At 54.5% G+C, this 14,567-nt stretch carries 12 protein-coding genes and 1 other RNA gene; 4 read left to right on the top strand and 9 right to left on the bottom strand.

Annotated elements, in window-relative coordinates; genetic code table 11:
- Positions 1–38: 38 nt before the first annotated feature.
- The 7 genes from gcvP to OGV75_RS07900 form a co-directional block, all read right to left on the bottom strand.
- On the bottom strand, positions 39–2,912 hold the full coding sequence (gene gcvP / locus OGV75_RS07930) for an aminomethyl-transferring glycine dehydrogenase (protein WP_019077632.1): 2,874 nt from the start codon (positions 2,910–2,912) through the stop codon (positions 39–41).
- Between the two features lie 176 nt (positions 2,913–3,088).
- The gene (gene gcvH, locus OGV75_RS07925) at positions 3,089–3,478 is read right to left on the bottom strand and encodes a glycine cleavage system protein GcvH (protein ID WP_003026965.1); all 390 of its coding nucleotides are present in this window, start codon (positions 3,476–3,478) and stop codon (positions 3,089–3,091) included.
- 25 nt (positions 3,479–3,503) lie between these two features.
- A complete protein-coding gene (gene gcvT / locus OGV75_RS07920; RefSeq protein ID WP_016157417.1) occupies positions 3,504–4,598 on the bottom strand; it encodes a glycine cleavage system aminomethyltransferase GcvT in 1,095 nt (364 codons plus the stop codon).
- A gap of 452 nt (positions 4,599–5,050) precedes the next feature.
- The gene (gene ubiI / locus OGV75_RS07915; protein ID WP_286480518.1) at positions 5,051–6,253 is read right to left on the bottom strand and encodes an FAD-dependent 2-octaprenylphenol hydroxylase; all 1,203 of its coding nucleotides are present in this window, start codon (positions 6,251–6,253) and stop codon (positions 5,051–5,053) included.
- A gap of 139 nt (positions 6,254–6,392) precedes the next feature.
- Positions 6,393–7,571, bottom strand: coding sequence for a 2-octaprenyl-6-methoxyphenyl hydroxylase (gene ubiH / locus OGV75_RS07910; RefSeq protein WP_019077635.1), 1,179 nt, complete (start codon positions 7,569–7,571; stop codon positions 6,393–6,395).
- Complete coding sequence (gene pepP, locus OGV75_RS07905) at positions 7,568–8,893, bottom strand: Xaa-Pro aminopeptidase (RefSeq protein WP_200100935.1); 1,326 nt, start codon at positions 8,891–8,893, stop codon at positions 7,568–7,570. The genes ubiH and pepP overlap by 4 nt, the downstream gene beginning before the upstream one ends.
- Positions 8,894–8,917: 24 nt before the next feature.
- Complete coding sequence (locus OGV75_RS07900; protein WP_181626961.1) at positions 8,918–9,496, bottom strand: YecA/YgfB family protein; 579 nt, start codon at positions 9,494–9,496, stop codon at positions 8,918–8,920.
- Positions 9,497–9,663: 167 nt separating this feature from the next.
- Between OGV75_RS07900 and zapA the strand changes: the two genes are divergently transcribed.
- The 3 genes from zapA to OGV75_RS07885 all read left to right on the top strand — a co-directional run bounded on the left by zapA (position 9,664) and on the right by OGV75_RS07885 (position 10,834).
- Entirely contained in the window at positions 9,664–9,993 is a 330-nt protein-coding gene (zapA, locus tag OGV75_RS07895) for a cell division protein ZapA (RefSeq protein WP_003026980.1), read from the top strand.
- 41 nt (positions 9,994–10,034) lie between these two features.
- Positions 10,035–10,218: non-coding RNA, 6S RNA (gene ssrS / locus OGV75_RS07890), on the top strand.
- A 19-nt stretch (positions 10,219–10,237) separates the two neighbouring features.
- A complete protein-coding gene (locus OGV75_RS07885) occupies positions 10,238–10,834 on the top strand; it encodes a 5-formyltetrahydrofolate cyclo-ligase (RefSeq protein WP_142418196.1) in 597 nt (198 codons plus the stop codon).
- Between the two features lie 381 nt (positions 10,835–11,215).
- On the opposite strand, the gene serA is transcribed toward OGV75_RS07885, so the two are convergent.
- Both serA and rpiA read right to left on the bottom strand, forming a co-directional pair.
- Complete coding sequence (gene serA, locus OGV75_RS07880; protein ID WP_016154363.1) at positions 11,216–12,448, bottom strand: phosphoglycerate dehydrogenase; 1,233 nt, start codon at positions 12,446–12,448, stop codon at positions 11,216–11,218.
- Between the two features lie 271 nt (positions 12,449–12,719).
- A complete protein-coding gene (rpiA, locus tag OGV75_RS07875) occupies positions 12,720–13,379 on the bottom strand; it encodes a ribose-5-phosphate isomerase RpiA (RefSeq protein WP_016154364.1) in 660 nt (219 codons plus the stop codon).
- Positions 13,380–13,549: 170 nt separating this feature from the next.
- On the opposite strand from rpiA, the gene argP reads away from it, so the two are divergent.
- On the top strand, positions 13,550–14,443 hold the full coding sequence (argP, locus tag OGV75_RS07870) for a DNA-binding transcriptional regulator ArgP (protein ID WP_003825477.1): 894 nt from the start codon (positions 13,550–13,552) through the stop codon (positions 14,441–14,443).
- Positions 14,444–14,567: the final 124 nt, after the last annotated feature.

Here is a 14,567-nt window from a genome sequence, read left to right as displayed (position 1 = left end):
GCGCCGAAGCGCCTTTAAAAGATAGCTGAATCAGTCGATTACTGATAATCGCTCAGCGGCACGCAGGAGCAGAACAGGTTACGGTCACCGTAAACGTCATCAAGGCGTTTCACGGTCGGCCAGTATTTGTTCGCTACGCCCGCCGGGAAGACGGCGATTTCGCGGCTGTAACCGTGATTCCACTCTGCGACCAGCTCATTTTGCGTGTGCGGGGAGTTAACCAGCGGGTTATCTGTAAGCGACCATTCACCGGCTTTCACGCGATCGATCTCAGCGCGGATTGCCAGCATCGCATTGATAAAGCGATCCAGTTCCACTTTGCTTTCCGATTCAGTCGGTTCCACCATCAGCGTACCCGCTACCGGGAACGACATGGTCGGCGCATGGAAACCGTAATCGATCAGACGCTTGGCAATATCCAGTTCGCTGATGCCGGTCTCTTCTTTCAGTGGGCGAATGTCGAGAATACATTCATGTGCCACGCGACCATCGCGACCGGTATACAGCACCGGATAGGCATCTTTCAGACGGCTGGCAATGTAGTTAGCGTTCAGGATCGCCACCTGGCTTGCCTGCTTCAGACCTTCTGCGCCCATCATACGGATGTACATCCAGCTGATCGGCAGAATGGATGCGCTACCGAACGGTGCCGCAGAAACCGCGCCCTGACGGGTGAGCATCCCTTCAATCTGTACTACGCTATGACCCGGCACGAACGGCGCCAGATGCGATTTAACACCGATTGGTCCCATACCTGGGCCACCGCCGCCGTGCGGAATGCAGAATGTTTTATGCAGGTTAAGGTGAGAGACATCGGCACCGATAAAGCCCGGTGTGGTGATCCCAACCTGAGCATTCATGTTCGCGCCATCAAGATAAACCTGGCCGCCAAACTGGTGCACAACGTCGCACACTTCACGGATCGTTTCTTCATACACGCCATGAGTAGAGGGATAGGTCACCATGATACAGGAGAGGTTTTCACCCGCCTGCGCCGCTTTTTCACGCAGATCGCCAAGATCGATGTTGCCGTTTTTATCACAGGCGACAACCACTACCTGCATACCCGCCATCTGTGCGGAGGCCGGGTTGGTACCGTGGGCAGAGGCCGGGATCAGACAGATATCGCGATGGCCTTCGTTACGGCTTTCGTGATAATGGCGAATCGCCAGCAGACCCGCATACTCGCCCTGCGCGCCGGAGTTCGGCTGCATGCAGACTGCGTCATAACCGGTCAGTTTTACCAGCCATTCGGAAAGCTGGCCGATCATCTGGTGATAACCTTCTGCCTGCTCTGGCGGGCAGAACGGATGCAGTTCAGCGAATTCCGGCCAAGTGATAGGGATCATCTCGGCGGCAGCGTTCAGCTTCATGGTGCAAGATCCCAGCGGGATCATTGCCTGGTTCAGGGCCAGATCTTTGCGCTCCAGCGAGTGCATGTAACGCATCATCTCGGTTTCGCTGTGATAGCGATTAAACACTGGATGGCTGAGGATCGCATCGTCACGCAGCATACTGTCCTGAATGGAACGGCTGTCGAGCGCCACGTCTTTGTCCAGCGTTTCGATGTTCAGACCGTGGCTGTCTCCCAGCAGAACATTGAACAACTGCACCACGTTTTCACGGGTGGTGGTTTCATCGAGCGTAATACCTACCGCGTTATGGATATCGCTACGCAGGTTGATTTCTGCCGCTTCAGCACGCGCCAGTACCGCAGCCTTATCGGCCACTTCAACACACAAAGTGTCAAAGTAGTGCGCATGACGCAGCTTCAATCCTTTCTGTTGCAGACCGGCTGCCAGAATATCGGTCAGACGATGGATGCGATTAGCGATGCGTTTCAGGCCAACCGGGCCATGATAAACGGCATACAGGCTGGCGATGTTGGCCAGCAGAACCTGCGAGGTACAAATGTTGGAGTTCGCTTTCTCGCGGCGGATATGCTGTTCGCGAGTCTGCATCGCCATGCGCAGGGCGGTATTACCCGCTGCATCTTTGGAGACGCCGATAATACGGCCTGGCATGGAGCGTTTGAATTCATCTTTGGCGGCAAAGAATGCCGCGTGCGGGCCGCCGTAGCCCATCGGTACGCCGAAGCGTTGCGCAGAGCCGAAAACGATATCCGCGCCCTGTTTGCCCGGTGCAGTCAGCAGTACCAGCGCCATAAAGTCGGCAGCGACGCTGACCACTATTTTACGGGATTTCAGCTCAGCCATAAGGGCGCTGTAGTCGTGCACTTCACCGGTGGTGCCAACCTGCTGCAACAGCACGCCGAACACATCCTGATGATCCAATGCTTTTGCCGCGTCATCAACAATGACGTCAAAACCAAAAGTTTGCGCACGAGTACGCACTACGTCCAGCGTTTGCGGATGAACATCAGCCGCCACAAAGAAACGGTTGGCGTTTTTCAGTTTGCTGACGCGTTTGGCCATCGCCATGGCTTCAGCTGCAGCAGTAGCTTCATCCAGAAGAGAAGCGGAAGCCATGTCCAGGCCGGTCAGATCCAGCGTCACCTGCTGGAAGTTCAGCAGTGCTTCCAGACGGCCCTGGGAGACTTCCGGTTGATACGGGGTGTAGGCGGTGTACCAACCCGGGTTTTCCAGCATGTTACGCAGGATAACCGGTGGCAGCTGCACGGCGGTGTAGCCCATGCCAATGTAGGACGTGAAGCGCTTGTTACGCCCGGCGATGGCTTTTAATTCAGCCAGCGCAGCGTATTCGGTCGCCGCCTCGCCCACCTGTGGCGGGGTTGCGAGCTGAATGTCTTTCGGCACAATCTGGCCGATCAGCGCGTTTAACGACTCTGCGCCAACCGCATTCAGCATCTCTTGCTGCTGCGCGGCGTCCGGTCCGATGTGGCGTTCAATGAAAGCGCCGCTATTTTCAAGCTGGCTTAACGTCTGTGTCATGGGCGATGGTTCCTGAAACGTGCAGTGAATCGTAGGTGTCTCTACTTACCTGAATACGCGAAAAATTCGCGTTGCAGGAAGGCGGCGACGCAGCACATCCCCAGGAGCTTACATCAGTAAGTGACTGAGGTGTGCAAGAAAGCCAACACACCTGCAACGTGAAGAATGAAGCGTATTTATTCGTCTTCTAACAAAGCTTCATATGCAGTCGCATCCAGCAGCGATTCAATTTCGCTTTCATCGCTGGCTTTGATTTTGAAGATCCAGCCCCCTGCATACGGCTCGCTGTTGACCAGTTCCGGGGAGTCGCTGAGCGCGTCGTTAACCGCAACAATCTCACCGCCTACTGGCGCATAAATATCGGATGCCGCTTTTACGGATTCCGCAACGGCGCAGTCATCGCCTGCGCTGACGGTTGCGCCAACTTCGGGCAGGTCAACGAAAACCATGTCACCTAACAGCTCCTGAGCATGTTCGGTGATCCCAACGGTGTAAGAGCCGTCAGCTTCTTTGCGCAGCCATTCGTGTTCTTTGCTGTATTTCAGTTCTGCAGGTACGTTGCTCATCAATCAATCTCCAAAAAAGGATGAATTACGCGACGGCTTTGCCGTTACGCACAAAAACAGGTTTAGTCACTTTTACCGGCATTTCGCGGTTACGGATCTGTACGATCGCGTTCTCACCAATACCCGCAGGGACACGCGCCAGCGCGATGCTGTAACCCAGGGTTGGGGAGAATGTCCCGCTGGTGATAATGCCTTCCTGCTGATTGCCGGAAGCATCGGTGAAACGCACCGGCAGTTCATTACGCAGTACGCCTTTCTCGGTCATCACCAGTCCGACCAACTGTTCGTGGCCTTTTTCACGCTGCATTTCCAGCGCTTCCCGACCGATAAAGTCGCGGTCAGTCGGTTCCCACGCAATGGTCCAGCCCATGTTGGCCGCCAGCGGGGAAATGCCTTCGTCCATCTCCTGACCGTACAGGTTCATGCCGGCTTCCAGACGCAGCGTGTCGCGCGCGCCAAGACCGCAAGGTTTGACACCTGCTTGTACCAGCGCACGCCAGAAGTCTGCCGCCTTTTCACTCGGCATGGCAATTTCATAGCCTGCTTCGCCGGTATAACCGGTGGTTGCGATAAACAAATCACCCGCCTGAACGCCGAAGAACGGCTTCATGCCTTCTACCGCCTGGCGCTGCTCGTCAGTAAACAATGTGGCTGCTTTTTCCTGCGCGTTTGGGCCCTGCACCGCAATCAGCGATAGATCGTCTCGAACGGTGATGTCGATGGCGTAAGGTTCAGCGTGTTGGGTAATCCAGGAGAGGTCTTTTTCGCGGGTGGCGGAGTTTACAACGAGGCGGAAGAAATCTTCAGTGAAGTAGTAGACAATCAGGTCATCTATCACGCCGCCCGAAGCGTTGAGCATACCGGAATAGAGGGCTTTACCCGTCTTCGTTAGCTTCGCGACGTCGTTTGCCAGCAGATAACGCAAGAACTCCCGGGTGCGGCTACCGCGCAGGTCGACGATGGTCATATGTGACACATCAAACATTCCGGCATCGGTGCGAACAGCATGGTGTTCATCAAGCTGAGAACCGTAATGCAGTGGCATCATCCAGCCATGGAAATCTACCATGCGCGCGCCACATAGCGTGTGTTGTTCGTACAAAGGAGTCTGTTGAGCCATCTTTTCCTCGTTGAATAAGCGGGGCTACCAACTCTTTCGCGGTGAAATTTTCGCCACGAAACCCAGCACCGCAGCCGCTCCAGGGGCCACGACGCAAACGTTCTCTTTGTCCTGAACTTACCACCGAAACAGACGCTAAACCATAAGGCAAAATTAACCATCACATTAGCTTATGGCCAAAAACAGCAAAATCACCGGCAGAACAAAACCCCACCCATACGGCAAATAATCAGAACAAAAAATAAATACAAGCTGGAATTAACAGCACCAACCAACATTAAATGTGGAAAAATTGTCAAAAATGGCGTTATGAAAAAAACGTAATATTAAAAAAACTAATGCGAAAAAAGGCGTGGAATTAGATTATTTCAAATGAGAGAAGCACCCCGGCGCGCAGGCCGGGAGTGGAAAGTGTGACGGGTCTCAAACTCTTAAGATTGTCCTTACGGACGCTAGCGTAACCACTCAGGAAGATCGTTCAGTCCCATCGCCTGGCGAATGAGCTGTGGTTTTACGCCTGGCAGGGTATCGGCCAGTTTCAGACCAATATCACGCAGCAGTTTTTTCGCCGGATTCTCGCCTGCAAACAGTTCACGAAAGCCCTGCATACCGGCCAGCATCATCGCTGCGCTGTGCTTACGGCTGCGCTCGTAGCGGCGCAAATAGAGATACTGACCAATATCTTTGCCCTGACGCTGTAGCCGCTTCAGCTCATCGATCAGCTCCGCCGCATCCATAAAGCCAAGGTTAACCCCCTGACCCGCCAGCGGGTGGATGGTATGCGCCGCATCCCCCACCAGCGCCAGACGATGAGCAGCGAACTGACGGGCATAGCGTCCCGTCAGCGGAAACGCCTGACGCTCGCTTTCAAGGCTGCACAGCCCCAGGCGATTATCAAAAGCGATATTCAGCGCCTGATTAAACTCGTCAACGCTTGCCTGCTGCATGCGTTCTGCTTCCTGCGGCGAAAGCGACCAGACGATAGAGCACAGGTGCGGGTCACTGAGAGGCAGGAACGCCAGGATCCCCTCACCGTGAAACGCCTGCCGCGCAACCGCGCCGTGAGCTTCCTGCGTACGGATAGTCGCCACCAGCGCATGATGACGGTAATCCCAGAAAGTGAGCGGAATATCCGCTTTGTTGCGCAGCCAGGAGTTAGCGCCATCGGCGCCGACCACCAGGCGAGCGGTCAGCATTGCGCCATCTTTCAGGGACAGAAATGCCTCATTCTCACCCCAGGCTACCTGCTGTAACTCTGCGGGCGCCATCAGCGTAATATCCGCTGAATGCTGCGCTTTTTGCCAGAGTGCGTAATGGATCTCTGAGTTTTCAACGATGTGGCCTAAATGGCTGTAACCCATGCTCTGGTCATCAAACGCAATACGCCCAAAGCTGTCTTTGTCCCAGACTTCCATGCCGTGGTAGCAACAAGCGCGACGGGCAACAATGTCGGACCAGACGCCCAGTCGGCTAAGCAGTTTTTCACTGGCGGCATTAATGGCCGATACGCGAAGCTGAGGAGGTGCATCCGCCGCCAAAGGCTGCGGAACATGTTGTTCTAACACTGCAACGCGCAACCCGCTGCCCTGCAAGCCGCAGGCAACCGCCAGTCCCACCATGCCGCCACCAACAATTGCTACATCAACACTTTGCACTGTTTGCTCCTGAAAATAGGACAATCAAAAACCGTAGGCCGGATAAGGCAAAGCCGCCATCCGACATTACTTCCGCGACATTGCCTGATGGCGCTGCGCTAATCAGGCCTGCTTTTTTAATTCGGCCTACAGGTTATATCTATCGCGCAACCCAACCGAGGGTCCGCTCCGCCAACGCATCGCGCGCAGGCGTGAATAATTCCATCGCCATCAGCCCGACATTACGCCCAACGACCAGCGGGGCCCAGCGATTGGCAAACAAATACACCAAATTGTTGGTCACACCAATCGTCGTTTCGCGATCGCGTTCGCGGCGCTGCTGATAGTGTGCCAGCACCGCATAATCACCGATATCTTCCGCGCAATTTTGCGCCTGCGTCAACGTCTCAGCCAGGCTCATCACGTCGCGCAGACCAAGGTTGAAACCTTGTCCTGCAATGGGATGCAGCGTCTGTGCTGCGTTCCCCACCAGCACAGTACGATGGGTAATGGCTTTTTGCGCCGAGGTTAATGAAAGCGGATAGGCGTTGCGTTTACCGGCCTGGGTAATACGCCCCAACCGCCAGCCAAACGCAGTTTGCAGTTCGCGGCAAAATTGTTCGTCGGACCAGGCCATAATCTCATCACGCCGCTCCAGCGGATGGCACCATACCAGCGAGCAGCGACCATCAGACATCGGTAGCATTGCCAGCGGACCATATTGCGTGAAACGTTCGAACGCTCGCCCGTCATGCGCAACGGAGGTCGTGACGTTGGCAATCACCGCCAGTTGTTCATAGGGTTGTTGCTGCCAGTCAACGCCGCAGGCGGTAGCCAGCGCGGAGCGCGTGCCATCGGCGGCCACCAACAGGCGACCATTAATCATCTCGCCATTTTCCAGCGTAACCTCAACGCGTTCCTGCGTGCGTGACACGCTGGCTACACGGTCGGGGCAGTGCAGCGTGATGCCCGGCGCTTTACGCAGCAGCGCAAACAAACGCAGCCCGACATCGTGCAGTTCCACCACCTGGCCCAGCGCCGGAATACGGTATTCCTGCGCATCCAGCGTCACAAATCCGGCATGGCCGCGATCGCTGACGTGAACCGTTTTGATCGCCGTTGCGCAATCGGCAATCGCCTGCCATACGCCAATTCGCGCCAGCTGTTGGCAGGTCCCTGCCGCAAGCGCGATCGCCCGGGCGTCAAACCCTGGATGGCGGTCAGTTTCAGGTTCGCTCGCTTCTATCAGGTGAACAGGCAGAGTCCCGTGGCTGAGCTGAGAAATGGCCAGCGCCAGCGTCGCACCGACCATACCACCACCAACGATAATCACGCTCATTGCAGTCGCGCCGCAGCCATTAAGGCTTCAATGTCATCCGCTTTCTTCACCACGCTGGCGGTCAGGTTCTCATTGCCGTCCTCGGTGATGAGGATGTCATCTTCAATACGAATGCCGATACCACGATAAGCAGGCGGCACATCGGCGTCCGGCGCGATATACAGCCCCGGTTCGACGGTGAGCACCATTCCTGGCTCGAGAGTACGTGAGCGGTCCTGACCATAAACGCCAACATCGTGCACATCCAGTCCCAGCCAATGGCTAAGACCATGCATAAAGAATGGGCGATGCGCATTTTCGGTAATCAGTTGGTCGATCTCGCCGTGCAAAATGCCAAGCTTCACCAGACCCGTAATCATGATGCGCACCACTTCGCCGGTGACTTCCTGGATGGACGTCCCCGGGCGATACAGGCGCAGACTGGTCTCTAATGACTCCAGTACGATGTCGTAGATTTCACGCTGAGCAGGGGAAAATTTGCCGTTTACCGGGAAGGTACGCGTAATGTCGCCCGCATAACCTTTGTATTCACACCCGGCGTCAATCAACACCAGATCGCCATCGCGCATTGCACTTTCATTTTCAGTGTAATGGAGAATACAGCCGTTTTCGCCGCTGCCGACAATCGTGTTATAGGATGGGTAACGCGCGCCATGGCGAGTAAACTCGTGGTGAATCTCCCCTTCCAACTGGTATTCAAACATTCCCGGACGGCATTTTTCCATCGCGCGGGTATGCGCCAGCGCACTGATCTCTCCGGCACGGCGCATGACCGCAATTTCTTCTGGTGATTTGAACAGGCGCATTTCATGGACCATTGGACGCCAGTCGATGATCGCGGCGGGTGCGTGCAGATTTTGTCTGGAGCCTTTACGCAGTTTATCCAACGCCGTGCACACAATCTCGTCTGCCCAGGCATATTCGCCCTGCGCGTGGTACACCGCGTCCAGGCCATTGAGCAACAGGTGCAGCTGTTGGTTGATTTCACTGAAGGCCAGCGCCCGGTCAACGCCGAGTTTTGCCGGTGCAGCATCCTGGCCCAGACGACGGCCAAACCAGATCTCCGCCGTCAGATCGCGAACCCGATTAAACAAAACGCTGTGGTTATGAGTGTCATCACTTTTAATCAGCACCAGCACGGCTTCCGGTTCGTTAAAACCGGTGAAGTACCAGAAATCACTGCTTTGGCGGTACGGGTATTCACTGTCCGCGCTGCGCGTCGCTTCAGGCGCGGCAAAAATCAGCGCGGCGCTGCCGGGCTGCATTTGTGCCAGTAAAGCCTGGCGACGACGCTGGAATTCTTGCTGAGATATCTCGCTCATCACACTCTCCTTTGCGTTTCGTTCTTAGTGCAGAGTCGGTTTACGGACTTCCGGCGCGGTCGGCTGCTGACGCGTAAACGTGTCATGACACAGCAAGGCGGCTACGCGCACGTATTCGATAATCTCTTCGAGCGACATTTCCAGCTCTTCCTGATCTTCGTCTTCGTCATATCCCAACTGAGCGATATTGCGCAGGTCGTCAATCGCTTCACCGGTTTCACCGGTCACTTTGTCGAGCTTTGGCTGCGTAACGCCAAGGCCCAGCAAAAAGTGGTTTACCCACCCCGCCAGCGCATCTGCACGCTCAAACACGCTAACGTCGTCGCCTTCAGGCAGATAAAGCTGAAAAAGGAAGCCGTCGTCCTCGAGGGCATCGCTGGTGGCAGAGTGCATTTTCATCAGTGCCTGAGCCAGCTCGTGACCGAAGGCCAGACCTTCGTTCGTCAGATCGTGCAGCAGCGGCTGCCATGAGCTGTCATTGTTGCCGCCGCAAATCATCCCGCTGATCAAGCCGTGCATTTCGGCCGGGGTTAATCCAGCCCCTTGTTGGTTCAAAAACTGGCTAACGTCGTTGTAGCCAGGCATTTCGTTCTGTATAGACATAAGCATTCGTCATCAAAGGGAGGAATATTCATGGTATGCTACCACTTTGGACCCTGGTGGACCAGAAAAGGGCTTGTATCTTGATACCAGGGTAGCTATAGTGTCGCCCCTTCGCGGACCCAAGGTCTGGAGACGAAGGCAGCGCAGTCAATCAGCAGGAAGGTGGCATGTCTGCACAACCCGTCGATATCCAAATATTTGGCCGTTCACTGCGAGTGAATTGCCCGCCTGAACAAAGGGATGCGTTGAATCAGGCTGCGGACGATCTTAATCAGCGATTGCAAGATCTGAAAGTTCGCACTAGAGTCACAAATACTGAGCAGTTGGTTTTCATCGCCGCGTTGAACATCAGCTATGAATTAACTCAGGAAAAAGCGAAGACGCGTGAGTACGCGGCGAGCATGGAACAACGTATTCGGATGCTACAACAGACCATCGAACAGGCGTTGCTTGATCAGGGTCGCATAACCGAAAAAACGGGCCAAAACTTTGAATAACACTTTTCGGTTTACTGTGGTAGAGTGACCGTGAAGACAAAATTTCTCTGAGATGTTTGCAAGCGGGCCAGTCCCCTGAGCCGATATTTCATACCACAAGAATGTGGCGCTCCATGGTTGGTGAGCATGCTCGGCCCGTCCGAGAAGCCTTAAAACTGTGACGACGCATTCACCTTGAACCAAGGGTTCAAGGGTTACAGCCTGCGGCGGCATCTCGGAGATTCCCTTCTACCTGGCAACAGCCATGACACTACTTTCTGAACTCCCTTTATCCCGGCAAGAAATTCGTCAACTGATTCGACAGCGTCGTCGCGCGCTGACCTCTGAACAGCAACGACACTACGGTCAGCAAGCCGCGACCCGAATGCTCAGTTTTCCCCCTGTTGTATTCGCGCATACTGTGGCGGTATTTCTCTCGTTCGATGGTGAACTCGATACCCAGCCGCTGATAGATCAGCTGTGGCGAGCGGGCAAGCGCGTTTACCTTCCGGTTCTTCATCCCTTCAGTCCCGGTAATTTACTGTTCCTGCACTATCATCCGCGCAGCGACCTGGTGACCAATCGCTTAAAGATCCAGGAACCACGGCTTGATGTACGCGACGTATTGCCACTGTCAAAGCTGGACGTACTGATTACGCCGTTAGTGGCATTTGATGAGGACGGGCAACGCCTGGGCATGGGCGGCGGATTTTACGACCGCACGCTACAAAACTGGCAGCAGCATAAGATCCAACCCGTGGGCTACGCGCATGACTGCCAGTTAGTAGAAAAATTGCCGGTTGAAGAGTGGGATATCCCGCTGCCAGCGGTGGTGACGCCGTCCAAAATCTGGGAGTGGTAGCCGTTTTTTGCCGATTGACAGCGCCGTTTTTTTGACCTAAATTCCTCGGTGAAGGGTGAGGGAGGCGAACCTCCCTCCTGCGTACTCTCTGTTAATATGCTGGCCAAGCGATGATTAACAGGATCAGCAGCATGATGACGTATCTCATCATCGTCCCTTTCCTTTTTAGAGCCCCTGCTTCGGTAGGGGCTTTCCCGTTTCAGCGCTATGCTGCGCCCCTATCGTAAATTCCTTTTATTGCTGTACAACACGCAATGCTGCCTTTAGTTGCCAACTGCGGCAAAGCTCGAAAACAGAATGTATGCGTTACAGAAAGAGATTTTGAGGCAGGGAAATCAGAGGAAAGATGGGCAGGTCAACCGCCTGCCCATGTAGAGGAAATCAGTACAGCAGACGAGCGCGAATGGTTCCCGGAAGGGCTTTCATCGCCAGCAGCGCTTTCTCCGCCACATCTTCATCCGCTTCAATATCAATAACCACATAACCTACCTGCGCTGAAGTCTGCAGATACTGCGCGGCAATGTTGACGCCCTGCTCGGCAAAAATCTGGTTCAGTGCCGTCAGTACGCCCGGACGGTTTTCGTGAATGTGCATCAGACGACGACCACCGTGCAGCGGCAGCGAAACTTCCGGGAAGTTTACCGCAGACAGCGTAGACCCGTTGTCGGAATACTTGGTCAGTTTCCCAGCTACTTCCAGACCGATGTTTTCCTGCGCTTCCAGCGTTGAACCACCAATGTGCGGCGTCAGGATCACGTTATCGAAATCACACAGCGGCGAAGTGAAAGGATCGCTGTTAGTTGCCGGCTCGGTTGGGAATACGTCGATTGCAGCCCCCGCCAGATGTTTAGTCGCTAATGCGTCGCACAACGCAGGAATATCAACAACCGTACCGCGTGCGGCGTTAATCAGCAGTGCACCCGGTTTCATCAGCGAAATCTCACGCGCGCCCATCAGGTTTTTGGTGGAGGCATTTTCCGGCACGTGCAGACTCACCACGTCGCTCATATTGAGCAGGTCGGAAAGATGCTGTACCTGCGTGGCATTGCCAAGCGGGAGTTTATTTTCAATATCATAGAAAAAGACATGCATCCCGAGCGATTCCGCCAGAATGCCCAACTGAGTACCAATGTGGCCGTAGCCGATGATCCCCAGTTTTTTACCACGCGCTTCAAAAGAGCCGGTAGCCAGTTTATTCCACACGCCGCGGTGCGCTTTGGCGTTCGCTTCGGGTACGCCACGTAGCAGTAGCAGCAGTTCACCAATCACCAGCTCAGCAACGGAACGTGTGTTAGAGAATGGTGCGTTAAACACAGGGATCCCGCGCTTTGCCGCTGCACTTAGATCAACCTGGTTGGTGCCAATGCAGAAGCAGCCAATCGCGACCAGTTTCTCTGCGGCGTCAATCACATCTTCAGTCAGATGGGTACGGGATCGCAGGCCAATGAAGTGGGCATCACGGATGGACTCTTTCAGTTGTTCAGTGTCCAAAGCACCTTTGTGAAACTCGATGTTGGTATAACCTGCTGCACGAAGGCTTTCGAGTGCTTTTTGGTGCACGCCTTCAACCAGCAGAAATTTAATCTTATCTTTCTCCAGTGATACCTTTGCCATTTCCCCGACCCTGTCTTTTTTTGTTCAAACTGATGTGTTGTGTGTGGGATTTTCATCCGTCTCTTCAACATATCAAAAAATAATATTGCGGCAATATGAACGTTTGCGTCGCCGTGCTGAAGAAATGTCATTCAACGGGAAATGTCAGAGGAAAATACTGGCGATAACTTTTTCTTTGGAGAGATCGGCAGGACAATATTATAAACGTGACACAAGTCACCAAATTTGCCCTGCCAAAATTTTTTTAACGGGAGAAGACGCTCCCGTCAGATCATTTTACGATAGTTTTCACGCCGTCAGGCGTACCGATCAGCGCGACATCCGCACCACGGTTGGCAAACAGGCCGACGGTTACCACACCTGGAATCGCATTGATGGCATTCTCCAGCGCGATGGCGTCGAGGATCTCCAGACCGTGCACATCGAGGATCACGTTGCCGTTGTCCGTCACGACGCCCTGACGATATTCAGGACGACCGCCCAGCTTCACCAACTGGCGAGCCACAGCGCTGCGCGCCATTGGGATCACTTCGACCGGCAGCGGGAAGTTACCGAGAATATCGACTTCTTTAGACGCATCCGCGATGCAGATAAATTTCTTCGCCACGGAAGCAATGATTTTTTCACGGGTCAACGCTGCGCCGCCGCCCTTGATCATCTGCATGTGACCGTTGATTTCATCCGCGCCGTCAACGTATACGCCGAGGCTGTCCACTTCGTTAAGATCGAACACGTGGATGCCAAGGCTTTTGAGTTTTTCAGTCGATGCGTCCGAACTGGATACCGCACCTTCAATCTGACCTTTCATTGTGCCCAGCGCATCAATAAAGTGTGCGGCTGTTGAACCTGTACCTACGCCCACAATGGTGCCGGGCTGTACATACTGAAGTGCCGCCCATCCTACTGCTTTTTTCAGTTCATCCTGCGTCATGATCGTTTCGCCTGTGGTGTGAATATGGTGGGAAAATTCACGCGCATTATAGAACATTGTGCAGAAAAATGTCCCCACACCCGCTCGCAAGCGGCGGATTTCGTCTTTACCCAATCAAAAATTGTGTCATAGTGCAGAACAAGCAAAAATTTCAGGAGTGCGTCAAAGCAATGAAACGTCCGGACTACAGAACACTACAAGCACTGGATGCGGTTATTCGTGAACGAGGATTTGAGCGCGCGGCGCAAAAGCTGTGCATCACGCAATCCGCGGTTTCACAGCGCATAAAACAGCTTGAGAATATGTTCGGACAACCGCTGCTGGTGCGCACCGTACCGCCGCGCCCAACGGAACAGGGACAGAAACTACTGGCGCTTCTGCGCCAGGTTGAACTGCTGGAAGACGAGTGGCTGGGCGATGAACAAACCGGCTCGACGCCGCTTCTGCTTTCGCTGGCGGTGAACGCCGACAGTCTGGCGACCTGGTTACTTCCGGCGCTGGCCCCGGTACTGGCTAATTCACCGATTCGACTGAACCTGCAGGTTGAAGATGAAACCCGAACCCAGGAACGTCTGCGTCGTGGTGAAGTAGTCGGTGCGGTGAGTATTCAACATCAGGCGCTGCCAAGCTGTCTGGTGGATAAACTGGGCGCGCTGGACTACCTGTTTGTTGGCTCTAAACCTTTCGCCGAGCGTTATTTCCCAAACGGCGTCACCCGTTCCGCCCTGCTGAAAGCCCCGGCGGTCGCGTTTGACCATCTTGATGATATGCACCAGGCGTTCTTGCAACAAAACTTCGACCTGCCGCCGGGCAGCGTACCGTGCCATATCGTTAACTCGTCTGAAGCCTTCGTCCAGCTAGCCCGTCAGGGAACAACCTGCTGCATGATCCCACACTTACAGATTGAGAAAGAGCTGGAAAGCGGTGAGCTTATCGACTTAACGCCAGGCCTGTTCCAGCGTCGGATGCTGTACTGGCACCGCTTTGCACCAGAAAGCCGCATGATGCGCAACGTCACCGACGCGCTGCTGGCCTATGGCCACAACGTACTGCGTCAGGATTAATTCCTCGAACAGAGGCCGGATAGCGGCGTAACGCCTTATCCGGCCTGCAAGCCTTTCCCCTCTTTTCATGCTATTCCCGCCACGTCTTTGAAATACATCACAAAATAAAACACGCCACGCGGCA

The sequence above is a fragment of the Citrobacter sp. Cb028 genome, assembly GCF_030336705.1.
Classification (GTDB): domain Bacteria; phylum Pseudomonadota; class Gammaproteobacteria; order Enterobacterales; family Enterobacteriaceae; genus Citrobacter; species Citrobacter braakii.
Note: the sequence above shows the minus strand (reverse complement) of the source record. Positions and strands in the feature narration are given on the sequence as shown.